The following is an 18,851-nucleotide window of genomic DNA, read 5'->3' as shown; positions in this document are numbered from 1 at the left end:
GTCCTCTCGTCGCTGAACGAAGACGGACTTAGGTCGAGGTGCACAACGCCGACATAGGCAGATCGCTTAGTTCGTGTTCGAACGGTCGAATTGACGAGGCCGCTCGCCTTTCGGACGACCAAGCTCGCCTCTCGAGCTATGCGCGCTGCCTGTGCGCAGCCGCTCTCAAGGTTCATCGGAGAGCCCTCCACGCTGGAACAGCCATCGACTTTGCTGACTGCTCTCTAATCCCGGCTTCAGTAGCAACGTTGGATAGTGGTGACGCTGGTGTGAATGACAGTCGCCGGGTCCTTCGCCATGCCGGCGGCAATCGGTTATGATACGAAACGCCATCGTCTGCTGGTGCCGCAGATCCGGCTCGCGTCGCTCGCCTTCTACGATCTGCCCCGCTGAGAGGCAGATCCATCTCAGGATCTACCACAGGCGGGTCACGGGCGGATCGGAGACAATCCCCTTGAGGACGTCGCCCGCCTCAATAGCTGGCCCGATCCGCCGCCAATCTAACGACCAGACCACGCCAGCGCGTGGACGTCAGACATGCTGCCCACCGTTCACGTGGACCTCCGCTCCATTGATGTAGGACGCCTCGTCGGAGCAGAGGAAGAGGATGGTTCTTGCGACTTCAATCGGCTCACCAAGGCGGTGCATCGGAATCAGTTTGTCTACGATCTGGTCGGTGCCGCCCCATCAAAGAAGCGCGCCATCGCTGACGTTATCGGTGAGGCTGTGGCGTTGCTATACAATAAGGAGTTCGGACCAAGCGATCGTGAATAGCAGGAGGAATGGTGGGCGGCGCTTATCGGGGGTCGCCCTATAAGCGAGCCGAGCATCTGATCAATCACGACGTCAATCTGCTCAGCCGCTTCGAGAACGTGCTCTTAGCGGAGATGCGCATATGTGAGGTCCCCGCGCTACGATGACAAAGCAACCAGCCAATCAAGGGGCAAGACCTTCTTGCGCATCGCCGCCTGAGTGGCGAAAGTGTGCTTAGGGTGTGCTGTCAATTCGCCACATGGTTCGCACTTATCTGGTCCGCAGATCACGCTCGACGGCAACCTGATTATCGCCTTTCTGCAGGGACTTAGGCGCGCGGGACAGCGCGCCTAAACGCCGCCCTGTTCGCTCATCAATGCGGCACGTTCCCTGTTTGCTCCGCTTTGGGGACCAAATAGCCATCACAAGAAGCCGAACCGCGCACGATTGCGTCAGGCGATCCGAGCCCAAACCGCTCCGCTTTTTGCTCCCTCCGCGACGAGCGAAATCCAGGCGCCTTCGGCGCTTGCAGGAAGCGACTGACACACTGCTCGAAAGCTAGCACCTAGGCGCCAGTCGGAGGGCGAGAGCGCCACGGCCGAACGGCGCTTTTTCACCGGCTTTGTCGCGACAAGCGACGCTATTCGGACCCTGGCTGCCGAACGCATTTTCGTGATCGACGACGTTTGCGAAACCGAAATCTAGAGACCTTAAAGCTAGCCTAGCCCATTTCGGTTTCTCGAAGCTGTTCCGTCGCTCGCAGCGCTCGCTTCGCTTTAGAGTCCACACTCGAAGATCGTATAAAGGGAGCGACTGCGAGGCGACCTGCCGCCTACCGAGGTTTGAAGCGCGAACAGGAGCTGATGCAACAAGCCGGTTAACCGAATGAAGCGGATGGCAAGCGGCTGGGGCGACCATGCGAGGGATCCATCTGCCCTTCCTCCACCGCGACGACGAGCGCCTGCCTTTCGCGCATAGCTTCGCGCCGGACGTGTGGCTGGAGGGGGAGGAGGAGCGCTGGGGCTTGATCCCCTTCAGCGGCGGCCCCGGCGAGTGCCCGGCCCGCAACTTGGTCCTGCTGCTCGGGAGCTTGATGTTGCAGTTTGTGCTGCGAGAGAGCCGGTTCGACATGCCGGCGGGCGAGGCGCTCAATACCAGCGCTTTACCGCCTACGTTCGATCATTTCAGCCTGATCATTCGCACGGCGCGGTTGAGGGCGGATCTTCGCTAAACCCAAGCGTCAGGTCCAGATGGACGAGCGCTCCGCGGGAACGGAGCGAACGAGTGCGGCAATCACCCGTGCGATCTTCTCACCACCTTGCGCAGACGGTTCGATCGGATTGGCGTAGTCCGCCGGCGCGCTGCAGATCAGGCGCAGGTCGACGACCGGCAGCCTGCGCGAAAAGGCCGTGCGCATGATGACATCGTTGAACAAAGACAGCGCCGACACGACCAAGCGGCGTTGCGGCTCCGGATAATTCGCGTCGTAGATGGTGCAGACGGCGACCGGCAGGCCAAGCGCCACAACGGCATTCGCCATGCTTTCGTAGGATCGTGCAAAGCGCGCCTGCGCTTCGGCAAGGCGGTGGATCGCCTCCGCGACTGAACGCGCGCCCTCGCCCAGTATCGAGGCCTGGCCGAGCGCGTCATTGCCGCCGACCGAGATGACGATGTGGCTGATCCCGTCCGGCAGGCGGTCGAGCTGACGATCCCGCACGTCTTGCGTTACATGGCCGTCTACCGCGACGAGGCTTACCTTCCAAGCTGTCCCCAATTCCGCCCGCAACTGCGTACTGACATCAGGTGCGGAGGTGACATAGGCGCGGTTGTCGAAGATGGAGTCGCCCAGCAGTGCGACGTGGTTCATTGTCAGCTCCTCTCGGCTAGGTGCCGCAGAAGGTCGCTGCCACCCGCTCGTGCGGTAGCGGCGGGGCGGCGAGCGCCCGCGCGTCGGGCTGATCCTCGTAGGGCCGGGAGAGCACATCCAGCATACGCCGGAAGGGTCCAAAGTCTTTCCGGTTGACCGCTGCGGCGATCATTGCCTCGACCTGATGATTGCGCGGGATGAAGGCAGGATTCATCCGGTCCATGGCTGACCGGCGGCTCGCCGCATCCTGTTCCTCACGGGCCAAGCGCAGGCGCCATTCCGCCGCCCAGGCGTCGAAGGAGGTAGGATCGATGAAGAGCGCGCGTGCCGGCTCCTTCTCACCAAGCGCGGCTCGCCCAAGAGCGCGGAAGAACAGAGTGAAGTCCACCTGGTTTTCGGTCATCCTGGTCAGGAGAGTGTTGATGAGTTCAACGTCCCCATCTTCGTTCGACGCCAAGCCGACCTTGCGGCGCAGCCCGGCGAAATAGGCCTGCTCGAACAACGGTCCAAACGCGGCGAGCGCGTCCTGCGCCTGTTCGACGGCCGCGTCCTCGTTCTCGTCGAGGAGCGGAAGCATTGCTTCTGCCAGCCGGGTGAGGTTCCAATGAGCAATCCGCGGCTGGTTGCCATAAGCGTAGCGGCCCATCCGATCGATTGAGCTGAATACCGTCGCGGGATCATAGGTGTCCATGAAAGCGCATGGGCCGTAATCGATCGTCTCACCGGCTATCGACATGTTGTCCGTGTTCATCACGCCGTGAACGAAACCGACGAGCAGCCAGCAGGCGACGAGTTCCGATTGAGCAGCGATTACGGCGTCAAGAAGCGCCCTGTATGGCTGCTCCGCCCCGGCGGCTTCGTGGTAATGTCGGCTGATTACATGGTCCGCGAGCAGCCGTAGTGCTTCTACGTCACCTCGCGCCGCAAAATACTGGAAGGTGCCCACGCGGACATGGCTCGACGCGACACGGGTCAGAATGGCTCCAGGCAGGACGGCGTCGCGGATGACCGGCTCGCCTGTGGTGATTGCGGCAAGCGCACGGGTGGTTGGTATTCCCAATGCCGCCATGTTCTCGCTGACGAGATATTCGCGGAGCACAGGGCCAAGCGCCGCCCGCCCGTCCCCGCCACGAGAGAACGGGGTGCGGCCTCCACCCTTGAGCTGGATGTCGCGGCGGCGCCCATGCCGATCCACAACCTCGCCCAGCAGGATGGCGCGACCGTCGCCGAGTTGGGGCACGAAGTTACCGAACTGGTGCCCGGCATAGGCTTGGGCGAGCGGCTCGGATCCCTCAGCGATCAAGCGGCCGGAGAGCATATGAAAGCCATCCGAGCTCTTCAGCCACGACGCATCGATTCCGAGCTCGGCCGCGAGATGGTCGTTCACCTCAATCAGCGTCGGTGCAGGACTTTGTAGCGGGCGGACGGGAGCGAAGAATCGTTCGGGCAAGCGGGCGTAGCTGTTATCGAACGGAACCTGCATCTGCGTCTAACTATCTACGATCCTTGAAGTTTCCCTTTAACGGCCCATATCCGGGTTCCTGTTCAACAACGGAAAGGAGGTGGTCGAATGTCTCATTGTCACATGCCGCGGAAGGCGGATCGTCAGAACTCGACCGGCCTCGTAGCGGGTCGAAGCTTCTAACGGATCAGCCGTCAGTGGCTGGCAATGGAACGGTCGCTCCAGCGATGGGGCGGCCGTTCGTGCGTCTGGATGAAAGGTCGGTCTGCTGCGTGCCTCTGTTGCCTCGCACGTTAGCTATCAAACCTGCGGTAAGGACAAGGTGTATAGGGGCCGTGCTTCGCTCACCAAAGCTATTCAGCCCAGCCCACTACATCAGGTATTGATGTCCGAGTTCAAATTTCGGTCTGCCACGCCTCGCCTGGCCGAGCTGCCAGACAAAAGGGTGTGCTTGTCGGCGAGCCTCGCCACAAAGCTTTTTGGAACAGCCTCGGTTGTTCGCCCGGGGCATCAACAGCGAGATGAACGAGCGGCCGGAGTTGGGAAGCGGGCAGGTTGCTCTGGATGACTGATTATGGGTTATCGACCATGCGTTCCAATATGCTCGGTCGACACGCGACCTCGTCGGATGTGAGCTGGTCCAGCGGCAACGAGTGTCCCGCGGGCGTCGTGCCAGTGAGCTGTGAATCTAAGTCGCCAAGAGTGATCGCGGCCTCGAAGGCCTGGAGCAGGGCGGGGACCTGGTCTGCCTCCCAGAACGTGACAGACTGCCCGTTGATCACCAGCTGCTGGCCGTCGGGTCTCGTCGGGGAAAAGGCCACGCGCCCGCTGTCATCGGCGGCAAGCCAATGACCTCCGGCCTGCGCAGACTGGTTCATGTTGAAAGCGGTGCGCGCTTGACGGAGCTTATCCAGCATCGCGGATCTCGCCGGACCCGGATCGATCGTGGCGGCGCCCGCCATGGTGTCGACGACGGATTTGAGGGACATGACCTAACCTCGTGCGTTGATGCCACCCTGGTGAGGGAAGGCTCAACCCAAGAGAAGGTTGCGCGAAATCGCGCACATCGCCTCGGGCGCGAGACGCAACGGACAGGGTAACGGGCGATGACACCATCTTTCGAGCAGCCGGCCGAGGCGTTGGCGCGCGCGCTCATCGGCGTGACCTTGCTCTTCCACGATGTCGGCGGCGAGATCGTGGAGACCGAGGCTTATGACGCCGGCGACCCAGCCTCACACAGCTTCGCCGGCCCGCGGCAGCGAAACGCTACGATGTTCGGCCCGGCGGGGCATGCCTATGTGTACCGCATTTACGGACTGCATCATTGCCTGAACGTCACCTGCGGCGCGGGCGCCGCGGTGCTGGTCCGTGCGCTGGCGCCGACCCGCGGGTTGGCGGCGATGCGGGCTCGTCGCGGGATCGATGATTTATCGCGGCTATGCAGTGGACCCGGTCGGCTGTGCGCGGCTCTCGGAATTGACCTCTCCTCTGACGGCGCTGACCTGCGTGTACCGCCATTCACCTTGATCGAGCGTCGCGGCGATCCGCTCATCGTTGCGGGACGGCGGATTGGCATCTCACGCGCGGTCGATCGACCATGGCGCTTCGGCCTCGCCGACTCGCCCTTCCTTAGCCGTCCGATCAGTAGCGACAACACGGCGCCCGCACAGCCGCCCTCGAGGCAGGGATTTATCGGCAACGTCTGACATCAGGACTTGTGGAGCGGTCGGCGGAGCCGGCGAAGCAACATCCGCCGCACGCCGCCGCGACGAGTCAGCCGACGGACGGAGAAAGCGAAAGTCGTACGCTCTCGAAGCTCACGATCTGCGCCGCCGAGCGGATCGGTTGAAGCACCGTGAGTCCCGGCGCGTCGAAAGGGTAGGCGCTCCTGTCCAGCCACTCGATCGCCGATCGCATGTCTTCCAGCCCCGACCGCCATCGCGCCGCCACTGAGGCCTTTGAGAAATCGAACGCTTTGCCGCTGACTTCCCGGGCCTGATCGTCGTAGGCGAGGTGAAGCAGGAAAATGGGCGCGGACGCGTTCTGGCTGCTTTCAGCCCGAGCGCCGAGAATCGCCTGCCATGCCGCCAACACGCGGCGGCTCTGTGTTGCAAACTGAAGGTCCTGCGCGCGTGAAAGCGTTTCGCCTAGGGTCGCGGGGCGCCGCGCGCGAAGCGGCAAGAGGTCGAGCGCGAGGCAGAGTGTCGGCAGTTCGGCGTTCTCCGAGAGAACCGGGTCGAGCGGCAGGTTGGCGGAGAGGCCGCCGTCGCCGAGCAGGCGGTCGCCGATCTGTACCGGCGGGAACGCGGGTAGCAGTGCGCTGCTCGCGCGGAGATGGTCGGGGCCAACGTCATGAGTTCTCGTGTCGAACACGACATCATCGCCTGTTTCGAGATCCACCGCAGTGATGGTCAACGGCGGGGCGGCGGCTTGCAGCAGGTCGAAGTCGACTAGGCGCTCGAGGGTCGCACCCAGCGGAGCGGAGTCATACAAACTCGCGGGCTCGAGATTGCCAAGCGGGTTCCAGGAGGTCCCAAACAGGTGACGCGGCGAGAAACGGCCAGGTTGACCGGCCAGCGCGCTCGTCAGCGCCGCGGTGGTGCGGCGCCAATCTTCTAAGAACGACAGAGCCGTAGGCGAGGGCAGATCGTCTTCATCGACGCTCCAGAAGGTGCGTAGTCTCGACAGCCGCCGATCCGGCGGATTGCCACAGACGAGCGCGCCATTGATCGCGCCAATGGAAGCGCCGGTGACGAGGTCGGGAGCGAGACCGGCCTCCTGCATCGCCTCATAAGCGCCGGCCTGATAGGCGCCGAGCGCATTGCCACCGCTCAGCAGCAGCACGACCCGCATCTCAGCACCGATCATCGGCCGGCGAGCTCGGCAAGGAACGGGTGAGCTGCCGCCACGCACTGACGCCTTCCCGGGATGTGACGACGGCTCGCTACCTCTCCGCTCTCGCGAGGAACGTGGGACCCGGTGGCGGTTCGGTGCGCCTGTGTCAGCTGCATAAGGACCATCTCTCTGTCGCGCGTCGACGCCCTGAACGTAGCGGATGCCGCCCGCCACTTCGTCGACCAACCCCCGTCCGGCGTTACACGCGACTCCCGCCGACACGTTGCGGACATGCTTGTCAGCTCATCAACCATGATACCGCCGCTGCCCACCCGAACGTAGTTCTGCACAACCTTGTTCGGCGTAGCCGCCCGCAATTAGCCGCCGCATGACTGTGCTTCGCGAGCCGGATAAAATCGGTCTGAGTGATAGATGTCGGTCGTCACAGGCACATCTAAAATCGCGGCTTGGTCACGCTCAAACACCGCAAGCGCCCGTTGGTGGCGACCAAACCTGCGCAGATGCTCGCAATCTGAATGATTTGCATCAGTGGCTTGACCAGCAGGCCGCATGACCATCGCGCGCGAGCGCGATCGGCCGTGTGCCCGCCCGCTGAAATGCCGCATACAGCCGCTCGCGCGCCGACGGATAGCCATCCCGGAAATCTAGGTTGAACGGCACACCCGCGCGGTACTCGCAAAAGACGCCTGCAAGCGTGCGCGCCATTGTTCCGGAAGCTTCGCCAACATTGCCGCAAACCGCTCTTTACGCAGGATTGAGGGCAACTTCAGTCCCGCTACGCGTGCCATCACCACCTGATTCCCGGGCAACTGCCACGGCTTGCCCGCTTCCACCGAGCGGGCGAGCACGTCTTCTAGCCAGCGCTGCTGCTCCGCGCCCAACAACTCGCGGCTTGGCCTCGCGCGTGCTGCCAGCACGGCGGCATGCTCGTAGGGCTCAGGCGCCGCGCCCTTGCGTCGGGTTGATGACGTCAGAGCCGTGGGTGGAACCGCTGCGCGCCACCGCGATCGGCGATGCGTAAAGGGAAGTTGTGCCCCAGGCGCTCCAAATGGCGGGGCACAGTGCATGGCTAGGGGAAGAGGTGAAATCCTCTCAAAAATTATTCGGTAGGCGGCGCGGAGAATCACCGGGTTCTCGTGGATCGGATCAAACCGAGACGCGCGGCGACATCGAGGCGATTGAGCAGGTCGGCGGTGGCTTCTGGCAACCGGCGCTGCCAGTTGGGATGCTCGTTGATTGTACCGGGCAGATTAGGTTGCTCAACCAGTCCGACGAGGTCCTCCATAGGCAAGATCGCCAGCGCACAGGGGGTGCTGGCGACAAATGTGACCGCGGCATCGACCACCGGGCGCGTGTCGTCCGTCGCGGGCTCGCCACCGTCCGCGACACCGGCATCGGTAAAGGCTCCCCAAAGCCGACCGCGATCCTTCGAACGCTGTGCCCGATCTTCGACCTCGTCGGTCGCGCGGGAGGCGCGACCAAGCCTCCAGCTCCAGTCTATGTCGCGCTCCTGCCAATAGCCGGCGACGGTCGGTAGGTCGTGCGTGCCGGTCATCGCGGCGGCATCGGTCGACCACTTTGCGGGCGGAATCACGTCGCCGTTCTCATCGCGCTCGAACCACAGCACGCGCATGCCGAGCACGCCCTTCTCGTCCATCGCAGAACGAAATCCCTCTGGCACGGTGCCGAGATCCTCGCCGATCACCACCGCCTTCGCTCGCTGCGATTCGATCGCGAGCACTCGCAGCATGTCGTCCAACGGCATCGTCAGGTACGCGCCGTCCTTGGCTGAGGCGCCTTCGGGCACGACCCACAGGCGGCTTAGGCCAAGCGCATGGTCAATGCGAATGCCGCCCGCATGGTCGAGCGCAGCGCGCAGGGTGGCGATGAACGGTTCAAATCCGGTGCGGCGAAGCGCCTGGGGCGCAAAGCTGGTGATGCCCCAGCTTTGCCCGTCTGGTCTGAGCAGGTCGGGTGGCGCGCCGATCGACAGGTCGGTCAGCAGGTTCTCGGGCCGGCTCCAGGCGTGACTGCCGCCCGGATCCATGCCAACTGCCAGATCGGCGATTAGCCCCAACGCCATGCCGCCATCCTTCGCGGTGCGCTGCGCGGCGTCGAGGCTCTGCTTCGCCAGCCATTGCAGGAAGAGATAAAAGTTGACCTCGTCTGCGTACTCGGCGGCAAAGCGAGACGCCGCCACGCCGGCAGGGTTGTGGAGCTCCGCCGGCCAGCCCTGCCACCCGGTGATTCCGGCAGCGGCGAAGAAGTGCGCGTGAAGCGCGTCGAAGCGGGCGTGGCGCTTAAGCTCCTCGCCGCCCTGTTCGGCGTAGGTTGCGAAAGCGGCGGAAACGGATTCGCTGCGGGCGTCATACGCCTGCCGGAGAAGGCGCAGGCGTTCCGGGATCGCCTCGGGCCAGGCGATCAACTCGCCGAGCGGCTGTGTGGGAACAGGAAAGCCGGCTAGCGCCGGGTCGGCGTACAGGACGTTGAGAAATAACCGACTGGACGGCGCATAGGGGCTATATCGACTGGGATCGGCTGGGAACAGGGCGTGAACCGGGCTGATCGCTAGCGCGTCGGCACCGCGCTGCGCAAAGGCGCGCGCCGTGTCGGCTAACGTGCTGAAGTCGCCAAAGGCGGTGGCGCGGCCATCCTTAAGCGCGGCGATCTGCACCGCGGGGCCCCAGATGCGCTTGCCCTGTGCCGCGTCGCCGACCCCGAAGCAGCGCCGCGGCGCTATGGCGAGGCGAATCTCCCGATTGGCCAAGATCAAGCGGTGGTAGCCGACCGTATCTATCGGGGGCAGAGTGAGGCCATGGGCTGAGGCAGTCAGCGCGAGTTGCCGTTGGCCGCCGTCTTCGAGGATCAGTTCAGCAACGTCCACCGTTCCGAAAACGGGCGGCAGAGCGATAAACTGGCCGAGCTCGGCGGACACGAAGGCGCAATCGCCCGCGTCACGCGCGAGCGTCTCTCGGCTCGCGGCGATCGCATCCTTGCTGTCGGCGGGCAGCCCAAGCGCGGCGAGGATCGAGACGAGCGCATCGTCTTCGACCCGCTGTTGCTCGCCCAGCGCGTCTTCCCACTTCACGTGAAGGCCCGCCGCGATGGCGAGGTCGTGCAGGTCGGTCATAGATCGGCCCAGACGGCAGCGCTGACGGAAGCAGCCGCATCGCCTTCAGCGGAGCGGAAGCGGCAGAAACGCCGCAAGGCGAGCGCGTCAGACCTCAGATTGATCGGGATCGTCAGCCGCGCGCCATCGCCCGCCGACCAGCGCGCCACAACGGCGACTCCGCCGATCGGCTCCGCGCCTTTGCTGAGCTTAGCCTCAAGTCGTGGCATGTGGGTCTCGCGGCCGAGCCCGAGCAGTTGCTCATAGGTTCGCGGCAAAGAGTTCAACGCCCGCGCCCCTGGTATCGCAGTATCACTGCGCCGAGCGGCGGCAGGACGACCTCGGCGCTGGCCGGCTGGCCATGCGTCGGTGCCGCGTTCGCGTTAACCATTCCGGCGTTACCGATATTCCCGCCACCGTAGATACTGGCATCACTGTTAAAAATTTCCTTCCAGGCACCTAGCCGGGGGAGGCCGACGGTGTAGCCGTAATGCGGCTCGGGGCTCATGTTCAGGCACACCACACAGGGCACGCCGTTGCCGCCGTGGCGCGCATAGACGAACACGCTGCGGGCTGCGTCGTCTCCGACGATCCACTCAAAACCGCGCGGGTCGGCATCTCCCGCGTGAAGCGCAGGCTCGGCCGCGTAGAGGTGGTTAAGGTCGCGCACCAGGCGTTGGATCGCAGCATGCTCGGGTCGGCTCAGCAGGTCCCACGCGACCTGGCCGTCATGGTCCCACTCCCGTTCCTGCGCGATCTCGCAACCCATGAAGAGCAGCTTCTTGCCTGGATGCGTCCACATGAAGCTGTAGTAGGCGCGCAGGGTGGCGAACTTCCGCCAAGCGTCGCCCGGCATTTTGTCGAGCAGCGAACCTTTACCGTGTACTACTTCGTCGTGGCTGAGCGGAAGGACAAATTTTTCCGACCAAGCGTAGACGAGGCCAAAGGTCAGCTCGCCATGATGCCAGCTTCGATACATGGGATCGCGTTCGCAATACTGGAGCGTGTCGTGCATCCAGCCCATGTTCCATTTATAGTTGAAGCCGAGGCCGCCTTGAACCACCGGCGCAGTGACGCCTGGCCAGGCCGTTGATTCCTCCGCCAGCGTAATCGCTCCGGGGCAACGTTCCGCCACGACGGCGTTCAGGCGCTTCAAAAACTCGACGGACTCGAGATTTTCGCGGCCGCCGTGCACGTTCGGCAGCCACTCGCCCGCATTGCGGCTATAGTCGCGGTAGAGCATCGAGGCGACGGCATCGACGCGCAAGCCGTCGACGTGGAAGGACTCCAGCCACCACAGCGCGGACGCGACGAGGAAGCCCGCCACTTCACGCCGTCCGAGATTGAAGATCAGCGTGTTCCAGTCCTGATGGAATCCCTCCCGCGGGTCGGCGTGTTCGTAGAGGTGCGTGCCGTCAAAATGCGCGAGCCCGTGCGGGTCGGTTGGGAAGTGCGCGGGCACCCAGTCGAGGATGACGCCGATCCCAGAACGGTGGCACTGGTCGACGAAGCGGGCGAACTCCTCCGGGCTGCCATAACGGGCGGATGGCGCGAACTGGGATAGCGGTTGATAGCCCCAGGATCCGCCGAAGGGATGCTCCATGATCGGTAGCAACTCGACATGGGTGAAGCCCATTTCGACCACGTAGGGGATCAGCCGATCAGCGAGCCCATACCAATCAAGCGTGCCGACGCCGTCACCCTCCGGGCGAAGCCATGAGCCGGCGTGAACCTCGTAGATCGATATCGCTGCATCGGCGCGGTGGCGCGCTTTCCGCTCGGCCATCCAATCGTCATCGGTCCAGCGGAAATCGGGTGCTGCGGCCACGACGGAGCAGGTCGCTGGCGGGCGCTGGGTCTGGCGAGCGAGCGGATCCGCCTTCTGGACGACGCTGCCGTCGGCGCCCAGCACCTCATATTTATAAAGCGTACCGGCACCAAGGCGCGGCACGAACAGCTCCCACACTCCCGCCTCGTGATGCCGACGCATAGGGTGACGTCGGCCATCCCAGCCGTTGAAGTCGCCGATCACCGAGACCCGGCGCGCGTTGGGCGCCCAAACGGCGAAGGAAACGCCTTCGACGCCTTCAACGGTCCGTGGTTGCGCACCGAACACGCGAGCAAGGTCCCAATGTCGCCCCTCATTGAAAAGGTGCAGGTCGAGGTCGCCGAGTACAGGACCGAAGACATATGGGTCCTCCGTCTCCTGTATCACCTCACCGGGCCATGTAATGCGCAACAGGTAGGGCACGTTCTGCGACAGCGCCCCGACGAACAATCCTTCGCCCTGCTCCTCAAGCCGGGCGAGCTCGCGACCATCGTCACGGGCGACCAGTGCCACCCGCTCCGCCCCCGGCTGAAAGCTCCTGACCACTCGGTTGCCGCCGTCGGAATGGATGCCGAGGAGTGCGAAGGGATCATCAAGCCGGCCGTCGAGAAGGGCAGCGGCAAGGCTGTGCATGTTCCGCTCGCTCACGCGGCATCCTCCTCGAGCAGGCGTTTGGCCGCGCTCGCGAGCCCCGCTAGCGGTACAGCCACCCATCCCGGCCGATTGGCAGCCTCATAGGCGATCTCGTATGCTGCCTTTTCGAGCACGAAGAGGTCAAGCAACGGCTCGACGCCGACGTCCTCCGCACCCGCATAGCCATCCAGGAACGCGCGAACAGCACTGTCGCGGAACGCCGCATAGCGTTCGCTGGCGCGATCCTGATCGGTTTCGGAGGAGGCTGGTAGGTTCTGCCTCCCGACAACTGCGGCATAGTCAAATGAGCGCAGCACACCGGCGACATCGCGCATCGGCAGGTCCTTGCTCCGCCGCTCGGCAAGCGGTTTCGCGGGTTCGCCTTCGAAGTCAATGATCATCACGTCGCTGCCGGTCACCAGCACCTGGCCAAGGTGAAGATCGCCGTGAATGCGGGTCCGGGTGCGACCTTTGGCGCCACGCGCGACGGCGCGAACCCGATCCATCAGTTGCTGACGATGCTCATGCAGGAAGGTTGCATGTTCACGCGCCTCCTCACCGTCGAGCGTCGCGCCGGCGAGCAGACCCAATGCCTTGTCGAGTTGGCCCTCGATCCGGCCCGAAAGCTGGTTCGCGTCGATCGAGGTCATCGACTCGGGAGCGAAGGCAGCGTTATCGCTCGGCTGAGCAAGGATCGCGTGCATCTCTGCAAGCCGTCGGCCAAAGTTATTGGCGAAGTTCTCGTAGTTGGAGAAGCTGGACTCGTCGTCGGTCGCCAGTCGCTCCAGGATGCCCAGCGTCCAGGCCCACCCGTCGCCCTGATTGTACACGAAGCGCTGGACGAGCATCATCAAGCTCGTCTCGTCGCCCTGATGAAGCTGGACTTCACCAAGAATCGCCGGAGTGTTCGCAAACCCGTGACCGGTCAGATAGCGGACCATCTCCGCATCTGGATGGATCCCTGGCTCGATCTTGCGCAGCAGCTTCAGCACCGCCGACTGGCCAAGAACCAGCGAACTGTTCGACTGCTCGGCGGATAGCCACTCGGGACTAGCATTCGCTTCGATGTCCAGCGCTGCCGTGGCCGCGAAGCGCAGCTCCCCGCCGTCGACCGCCACGACTTCCTGGTCGCGCATGGCACTGATCACGGAAGCGGCGAAGCCGCCTAGCGTGAAGCCGTCGGTGAGAAGGCCAACGGTGCGGCCCCGCCGGATGCGGGCGATCGCCAGGTTCGACGCAAAGGGGCCGTGCGGCTCACCTTCCCATGCGATGCCGAGCGGTAGCATGTACGTCGCCGTGCCGGTCGCGGTGGAAACTTCCACCTGCGTCAGCAACAGGTCTTCGGCACCCGGCATCGCGAGCATTCGGGACAAGCGGACGCCCGTGATCGCCTCGTCTTTTGCGGCAAACCAACGGCGCTGCGCAACGTAGTCGGGCAGAATATCTCGCTCGAAGACGTCTCTGTTTTGACCTTGGGCGACGTCCGACAGGGCAGGGCGAAGCACAAATGTATGGCGTTCAACGTCGGCCCCCGGTGCTCCGCTGGACCAGCTGGGCGAAGCATCGGCTGTCGACAGGCAGAACCATGAGAAGCCATAGGGCGGCAGCGTGAGCAGATAGGGTAGCTGGCCGATCTTGGGGAAAGACGTGCCCCCCGTAAGCTCCACGGGCGTTCGACCTTCGAACTCGTGAAGGTCCAGCTCAACCGCCTGCGCGGTGCGACCGAGATTGGCAACGCACAGCATCGTCTCGTCGCCATGTTCGCGGAGGTAGGCGAGGATCTTGCGATTGGCGGGGCGCAGGAAACGCTGGGTCCCGCGGCCGAAAGCCTGGTGCTCGCGTCGCACCGCTAGCATCCGCTTCACCGTGTTCAGCAACGAATGGCGGTCGCGCTCCTGCGCCTCCACGTTCACCGCCTGAAATCCGTAGAGCGGATCCTGGATCGCGGGCAGGGTAAGGCTGGCGGGATCGGCGCGCGAGAAGCCGCCGTTGCGATCGGGCGACCATTGCATTGGCGTGCGCACGCCGTCGCGGTCGCCGAGGAAGATATTGTCCCCCATGCCGATCTCGTCGCCATAATAAAGGACCGGCGTGCCCGGCATGGTCAGCAGCAGCGCGTTCATCAGTTCCACCCGCCGCCGGTCCCGCTCCATCAGCGGTGTCAGACGGCGACGGATGCCAAGGTTGATGCGCGCCCGCTTGTCAGCGGCATAGGTATTCCAAAGGTAATCGCGTTCGGCGTCGGTTACCATCTCGAGGGTCAGCTCGTCATGGTTGCGCAGGAAGATCGCCCACTGATTTTCCGGTGCGATCTCGGGCGTCTGGCGCATAATGTCGGTGACGGGGAACCGGTCCTCCTGCGCAACGGCCATGTACATCCGCGGCATCAGTGGAAAGTGGAACGCCATGTGGCATTCCGGCCCTTCTTCGCCGAAATACTGCTGAGTATCCTCCGGCCACATGTTCGCTTCAGCGAGCAGCATGCGATCGGGATAATGCGCGTCTAGATCAGCCCTGATCTTGCGCAAAACCTCGTGCGTCTCGGGCAGGTTCTCATTGGAGGTACCGTCTCGTTCGATCAGATAAGGAATGGCATCGAGACGCAATCCGTCCACCCCGAGATCGAGCCAGAAGTGCATCACCGCGAGCACGGCTTCGAGCACCTTGGGATTGTCGAAATTAAGATCTGGCTGATGTGAGTAGAAACGGTGCCAAAAGTAGGCTCCCGCTTCCTCGTCCCACGTCCAGTTAGACTTTTCTGTGTCAAGAAAGATGATGCGCGTGCCGGAATACAGCTTGTCATTGTCCGACCATACATAGAAGTCGCGCTCGGGACTTCCCGCCGGCGCCTTTCGAGCGGCTTGGAACCAGGGGTGCTGGTCTGACGTGTGATTGATGACCAGCTCGGTGATGACGCGGATGCCGCGCGCATGGGCGGCGTCGATGAAGGCACGCGCGTCGTCCATGGTGCCATAGTCAGGGCTGACGTCGAGGTATTCCGCGATGTCGTAGCCGTCGTCGCGTCGGGGGGAGGGGTAGAAGGGCAGCAACCAGATCGCCGTCACGCCGAGATCGGCTATATAGTCGAGCTTCTCCATCAGCCCGGCGAAATCGCCGATGCCGTCATTGTCCTTGTCAAAAAAGGATTTGACGTGAAGCTGGTAGATTACGGCGTCCTTGTACCACAGCGGGTCCCGGTCGGTCGGGGTCATGCGAAATCTCCAGGCGCGATGCGCCAGATGCGGTAGGGTTCGTCAGGGGCGAGGTGGATGTGCTGCGTCTTTCCCTGCCAATGGAAGCGATAGCCGCCGGCTAGGTCCTCCACCGCGATGCTGTCATGGTCGCTGAGGCCAAACTCCCAGAGCGGCACCTCAAAGTCGCATTCCTGAGCGGCGTGCGGGTCGAGGTTGACCATGACCAAGATCATGTCGGTCCCATCGTGCGCAGGCTTCGCGTAATAGATGATGTTGTCGTTGTAAGCCGGATAAAACCGAGTGTTCAGATGCGTCTGCAACGCTGGATGCGCGCGGCGTAGGTTATTCAGCAGAGTGATGTCGGCGATGATGTTGCCTGGCGCCTGCCAGTCGCGCGGCTTTACGACGTACTTCTCGGAATCGAGGTACTCCTCTTTACCGGGGACGGGCGCTGCTTCGCACAGCTCGAACCCCGAGTAGACCCCAAACAGGCCTGATAAGGTCGCCGCCAATACCGCGCGGATACGGAAACCAGGTCGGCCCGAGGTCTGCAAGAACACCGGATTGATGTCCGGCGTGTTTACAAAGAAGTGCGGGCGGTAGAACTCCTTCGGCGCCGTGGTGGTGAGCTCGGTGATGTACTCGATCAGCTCGTCCTTGCGGTCTCGCCAAGTGAAATAGGTGTACGACTGCGAAAAGCCGATCTTAGCCAGCCGGTACATCATCGACGGACGGGTGAACGCCTCGGCCAGGAAGATCACCTCCGGATGAGCCGCGCGCACTTCGCCGATCATCCACTCCCAGAACGGCAGTGGCTTGGTGTGGGGATTGTCGACCCGGAAAGTCTTGACGCCCTGACCGATCCACAACAGGATGACGTCACGAAGCGCCAGCCACAGGTCCGGCACCGCTTCCGACCCGTAAAAGTCGACGTTGACGATGTCCTGGTATTTCTTGGGCGGGTTCTCCGCATATTTCATCGAGCCGTCGGGGCGCCACGAGAACCATCCGGGGTGCTCGGTCAGCCAGGGATGATCCGGCGACGCCTGGATCGCGAAGTCGAGCGCGATCTCTAGTCCGTGGTCGGCTGCGGCGGCGACCAGCCGGCCGAAATCCTCAAAGCTGCCCAGCTCGGGATGAATCGCGTCGTGGCCACCGTCCTTGCTCCCGATTGCATAAGGACTGCCGGGATCGTCCGGACCCGCTATTAGCGTGTTGTTCGGCCCCTTGCGGTGAGTGCGCCCGATCGGGTGGATGGGCGGAAAGTAGAGCGTGTCAAAACCCATTTCGCGGATCGCGGGCAGGCGATCGAGCACATCGATGAACGTGCCGTGCCTGGCCGGATCGTCGGTGATCGATCGAGGGAACAGCTCGTACCAGCTCGAGAAGCGAGCCTGCAGCCGCTCGGCATCTACCGGTTGAACATTGGAGCGAATGCGATGCGGGCGATCATCCGCCGCGTCCATTGCTGCTGCCAGCTCGGGCGACAGCAGCAGGCTGGCGCTCTCGTCGCCGTCGCCCGCGGCAGCAAGGCGGGCCGGCCAGTCGCCGAGGTTAGCGCCGCGCGCGACAGCGGCGTCGACCAGGACGCGCCCTTCGGCGTGGTCAACGGCTTGCGCGACTCCTGCGTCGAGCTTTTTTCGGAAATCGCGGCGAAAGCCGCCGAAGCGATCCAGCCAGCCCTCGACCGCGAATTCATGCCTCCCGAGCCGCGCAAGCGGGAAAGCGGCACGCCAGCCGTCGTTTGGCAGTTGCTCCATACGCACCGCGTTCCACGTCTGCGCGCCCGCCTCGCGCCATAACAGCTCGGCGGCGAGTTGCTCGTGCCCGTCGGCGAAGACCGTTGCGTCGACAGCGACGCTTTCGCCCACGACGCGCTTAACAGGGAAGTTGCCGTCGATCCCGGGCCGCACATCCTCGACCACAAGCCGGTTCGCCGAACCTGCGGCAAGGGCGCTGTCACTAGGCTCGATAATGGAAAGCGTAATCGACTGGCTACGAGCGGCCGTCAGCGCACGCACTTCGCCGCCCCTCATTTGGGCGAACGCATCAGACGATCCGTCCACCCTCTCGAAAGAAGCGAATGCAGCACCCGCGCCCGGAAGCAGCAGCGCAGGGTCTGGGGCGGGCTGCGGCTGCGCGTCGGTGTTGATAAGGATTAGTAGCGCCTCTGCGGCGTCGCGCACGTCCGCCTTGTCCGCGCGCAGCAGCGCCGTGACGCCGGCAGCGGACCCGCTCAAGCGCCGCATTTCTCCGGCGAAGTGGCTCACCGTCCCCGTGAGTTCGAGCACGCGTCGCACCGCTTCTCGCGCTTCATCGCCCGTGCCGAGAAGCGTTGCGGGCAAGATCACGCCGTCGCCGACCGCGGCCGCGGCCGCGAGCCGCTGCTGCAGGAGCGCCGGATCGTCGGCTCGCGTCAGCGTATCCGGTCGGATCTCGGACAAGAGGGGGGCGATCGGGCGGAGCGCGCGATACTCCTCCACAAGCCAGGGCGCGCGCAGATCCCACCAGTTGAACGACGACACCACCGCGTCCAGTCCAGCGTGAGCCAGCGCCAGTGTCCGGGCACGGGAAAGGTCAGGCGTTCCGGCGATGAACATCACGTCAGGGGCCCGCTGTCGCACGGTATCGATCAGCTCGCCCACAAACGATGGCAAGTTCCGATCGGCACCGATGAGACGGAAACCGCCCGCACCACGATCCACCAACCCAGTCAGCGCATCTGTGAGCGGCTGGCGGAGCAAGGCGACCGTTTCTGGCGAACGCAGCCGCGCCCTGGCTTCGCCGGCGATTACTAAGCGCGCGCGCGGATCGACAGGACTTTCGAGCGTTCCCGAGCGCCGGACCGCAAACGCATCGGGGTAACTCGCCACAAGCGAGTGACCGAGCGAAAAACGGCTTAGGTCCACCTCCAAAATGGGACGCAGCCGCGCGTCCCTGCATCGTGTCAGTAAGGCATCAGGGACCGGGTCGATGTCGAGCAGCGGCCGATCGATCCGCCATATCGCCGCATCGAACCCCGCCGCGGCAGCCGTGGAGAACGTCTCCTCGGCCGCGTCGCTGGGCGCCGAAACCAGATCAGTATGCAAAGAAACAATGCGGAGATCGGAGCGTGGCAAGGATACCTCCAGTCGTCGACGAGAGGGTGA

The 18,851-nt window shown here is 63.7% G+C and carries 14 protein-coding genes; 2 read left to right on the top strand and 12 right to left on the bottom strand.

What is annotated here, in order from left to right:
- Nucleotides 1–531 precede the first annotated feature (531 nt).
- Nucleotides 532–648: an SDR family oxidoreductase gene (locus ACMGDM_RS19000; RefSeq protein ID WP_436805696.1), complete on the bottom strand. Its 117-nt coding sequence runs from the start codon at nt 646–648 to the stop codon at nt 532–534.
- A gap of 1,021 nt (nt 649–1,669) precedes the next feature.
- Here ACMGDM_RS19000 and ACMGDM_RS18995 point away from each other — a divergent pair.
- Entirely contained in the window at nt 1,670–1,984 is a 315-nt protein-coding gene (locus ACMGDM_RS18995) for a cytochrome P450 family protein (RefSeq protein WP_436805695.1), read from the top strand.
- Between the two features lie 9 nt (nt 1,985–1,993).
- Here ACMGDM_RS18995 and ACMGDM_RS18990 read toward each other — a convergent pair whose 3' ends face one another.
- From ACMGDM_RS18990 to ACMGDM_RS18980, 3 genes are all read right to left on the bottom strand, one after another.
- Nucleotides 1,994–2,620, bottom strand: coding sequence for an SGNH/GDSL hydrolase family protein (locus tag ACMGDM_RS18990; RefSeq protein WP_436805694.1), 627 nt, complete (start codon nt 2,618–2,620; stop codon nt 1,994–1,996).
- 16 nt (nt 2,621–2,636) lie between these two features.
- The gene (locus ACMGDM_RS18985) at nt 2,637–4,103 is read right to left on the bottom strand and encodes a protein adenylyltransferase SelO (RefSeq protein ID WP_436805693.1); all 1,467 of its coding nucleotides are present in this window, start codon (nt 4,101–4,103) and stop codon (nt 2,637–2,639) included.
- A 551-nt stretch (nt 4,104–4,654) separates the two neighbouring features.
- A complete protein-coding gene (locus tag ACMGDM_RS18980) occupies nt 4,655–5,071 on the bottom strand; it encodes a hypothetical protein (RefSeq protein WP_436805692.1) in 417 nt (138 codons plus the stop codon).
- Nucleotides 5,072–5,188: 117 nt separating this feature from the next.
- Between ACMGDM_RS18980 and ACMGDM_RS18975 the strand changes: the two genes are divergently transcribed.
- Complete coding sequence (locus tag ACMGDM_RS18975; RefSeq protein WP_436805691.1) at nt 5,189–5,788, top strand: DNA-3-methyladenine glycosylase; 600 nt, start codon at nt 5,189–5,191, stop codon at nt 5,786–5,788.
- A gap of 67 nt (nt 5,789–5,855) precedes the next feature.
- Here ACMGDM_RS18975 and ACMGDM_RS18970 read toward each other — a convergent pair whose 3' ends face one another.
- The 8 genes from ACMGDM_RS18970 to ACMGDM_RS18935 all read right to left on the bottom strand — a co-directional run bounded on the left by ACMGDM_RS18970 (nt 5,856) and on the right by ACMGDM_RS18935 (nt 18,821).
- Nucleotides 5,856–6,950 (bottom strand): patatin-like phospholipase family protein, encoded by a 1,095-nt coding sequence (locus tag ACMGDM_RS18970; protein WP_436805690.1) that lies wholly within the window; start codon nt 6,948–6,950, stop codon nt 5,856–5,858.
- 513 nt (nt 6,951–7,463) lie between these two features.
- Nucleotides 7,464–7,643, bottom strand: coding sequence for a hypothetical protein (locus ACMGDM_RS18965; protein WP_436805747.1), 180 nt, complete (start codon nt 7,641–7,643; stop codon nt 7,464–7,466).
- Nucleotides 7,583–8,005 (bottom strand): alkaline phosphatase D family protein, encoded by a 423-nt coding sequence (locus ACMGDM_RS18960; RefSeq protein WP_436805744.1) that lies wholly within the window; start codon nt 8,003–8,005, stop codon nt 7,583–7,585. The genes ACMGDM_RS18965 and ACMGDM_RS18960 overlap by 61 nt, the downstream gene beginning before the upstream one ends.
- Before the next feature lie 56 nt (nt 8,006–8,061).
- On the bottom strand, nt 8,062–10,068 hold the full coding sequence (gene malQ, locus ACMGDM_RS18955; RefSeq protein WP_436805689.1) for a 4-alpha-glucanotransferase: 2,007 nt from the start codon (nt 10,066–10,068) through the stop codon (nt 8,062–8,064).
- Nucleotides 10,065–10,217, bottom strand: coding sequence for a hypothetical protein (locus tag ACMGDM_RS20675; RefSeq protein ID WP_496047874.1), 153 nt, complete (start codon nt 10,215–10,217; stop codon nt 10,065–10,067). Before ACMGDM_RS20675 ends, malQ begins: the two co-directional genes overlap by 4 nt.
- Nucleotides 10,218–10,330: 113 nt before the next feature.
- Nucleotides 10,331–12,508 carry a 1,4-alpha-glucan branching protein GlgB gene (gene glgB / locus ACMGDM_RS18945; RefSeq protein ID WP_436805742.1) on the bottom strand — a complete coding sequence of 726 codons (2,178 nt, stop codon included), beginning with the start codon at nt 12,506–12,508 and terminating at the stop codon, nt 10,331–10,333.
- An 11-nt stretch (nt 12,509–12,519) separates the two neighbouring features.
- Nucleotides 12,520–15,720 (bottom strand): maltose alpha-D-glucosyltransferase, encoded by a 3,201-nt coding sequence (gene treS, locus ACMGDM_RS18940; protein WP_436805688.1) that lies wholly within the window; start codon nt 15,718–15,720, stop codon nt 12,520–12,522.
- Nucleotides 15,717–18,821: an alpha-1,4-glucan--maltose-1-phosphate maltosyltransferase gene (locus ACMGDM_RS18935; protein WP_436805687.1), complete on the bottom strand. Its 3,105-nt coding sequence runs from the start codon at nt 18,819–18,821 to the stop codon at nt 15,717–15,719. Before ACMGDM_RS18935 ends, treS begins: the two co-directional genes overlap by 4 nt.
- Nucleotides 18,822–18,851 lie beyond the last annotated feature (30 nt).

It is taken from the genome of Sphingomonas larreae, from assembly GCF_051400595.1.
GTDB lineage: Bacteria > Pseudomonadota > Alphaproteobacteria > Sphingomonadales > Sphingomonadaceae > Sphingomonas.
Note: the sequence above shows the minus strand (reverse complement) of the source record. Positions and strands in the feature narration are given on the sequence as shown.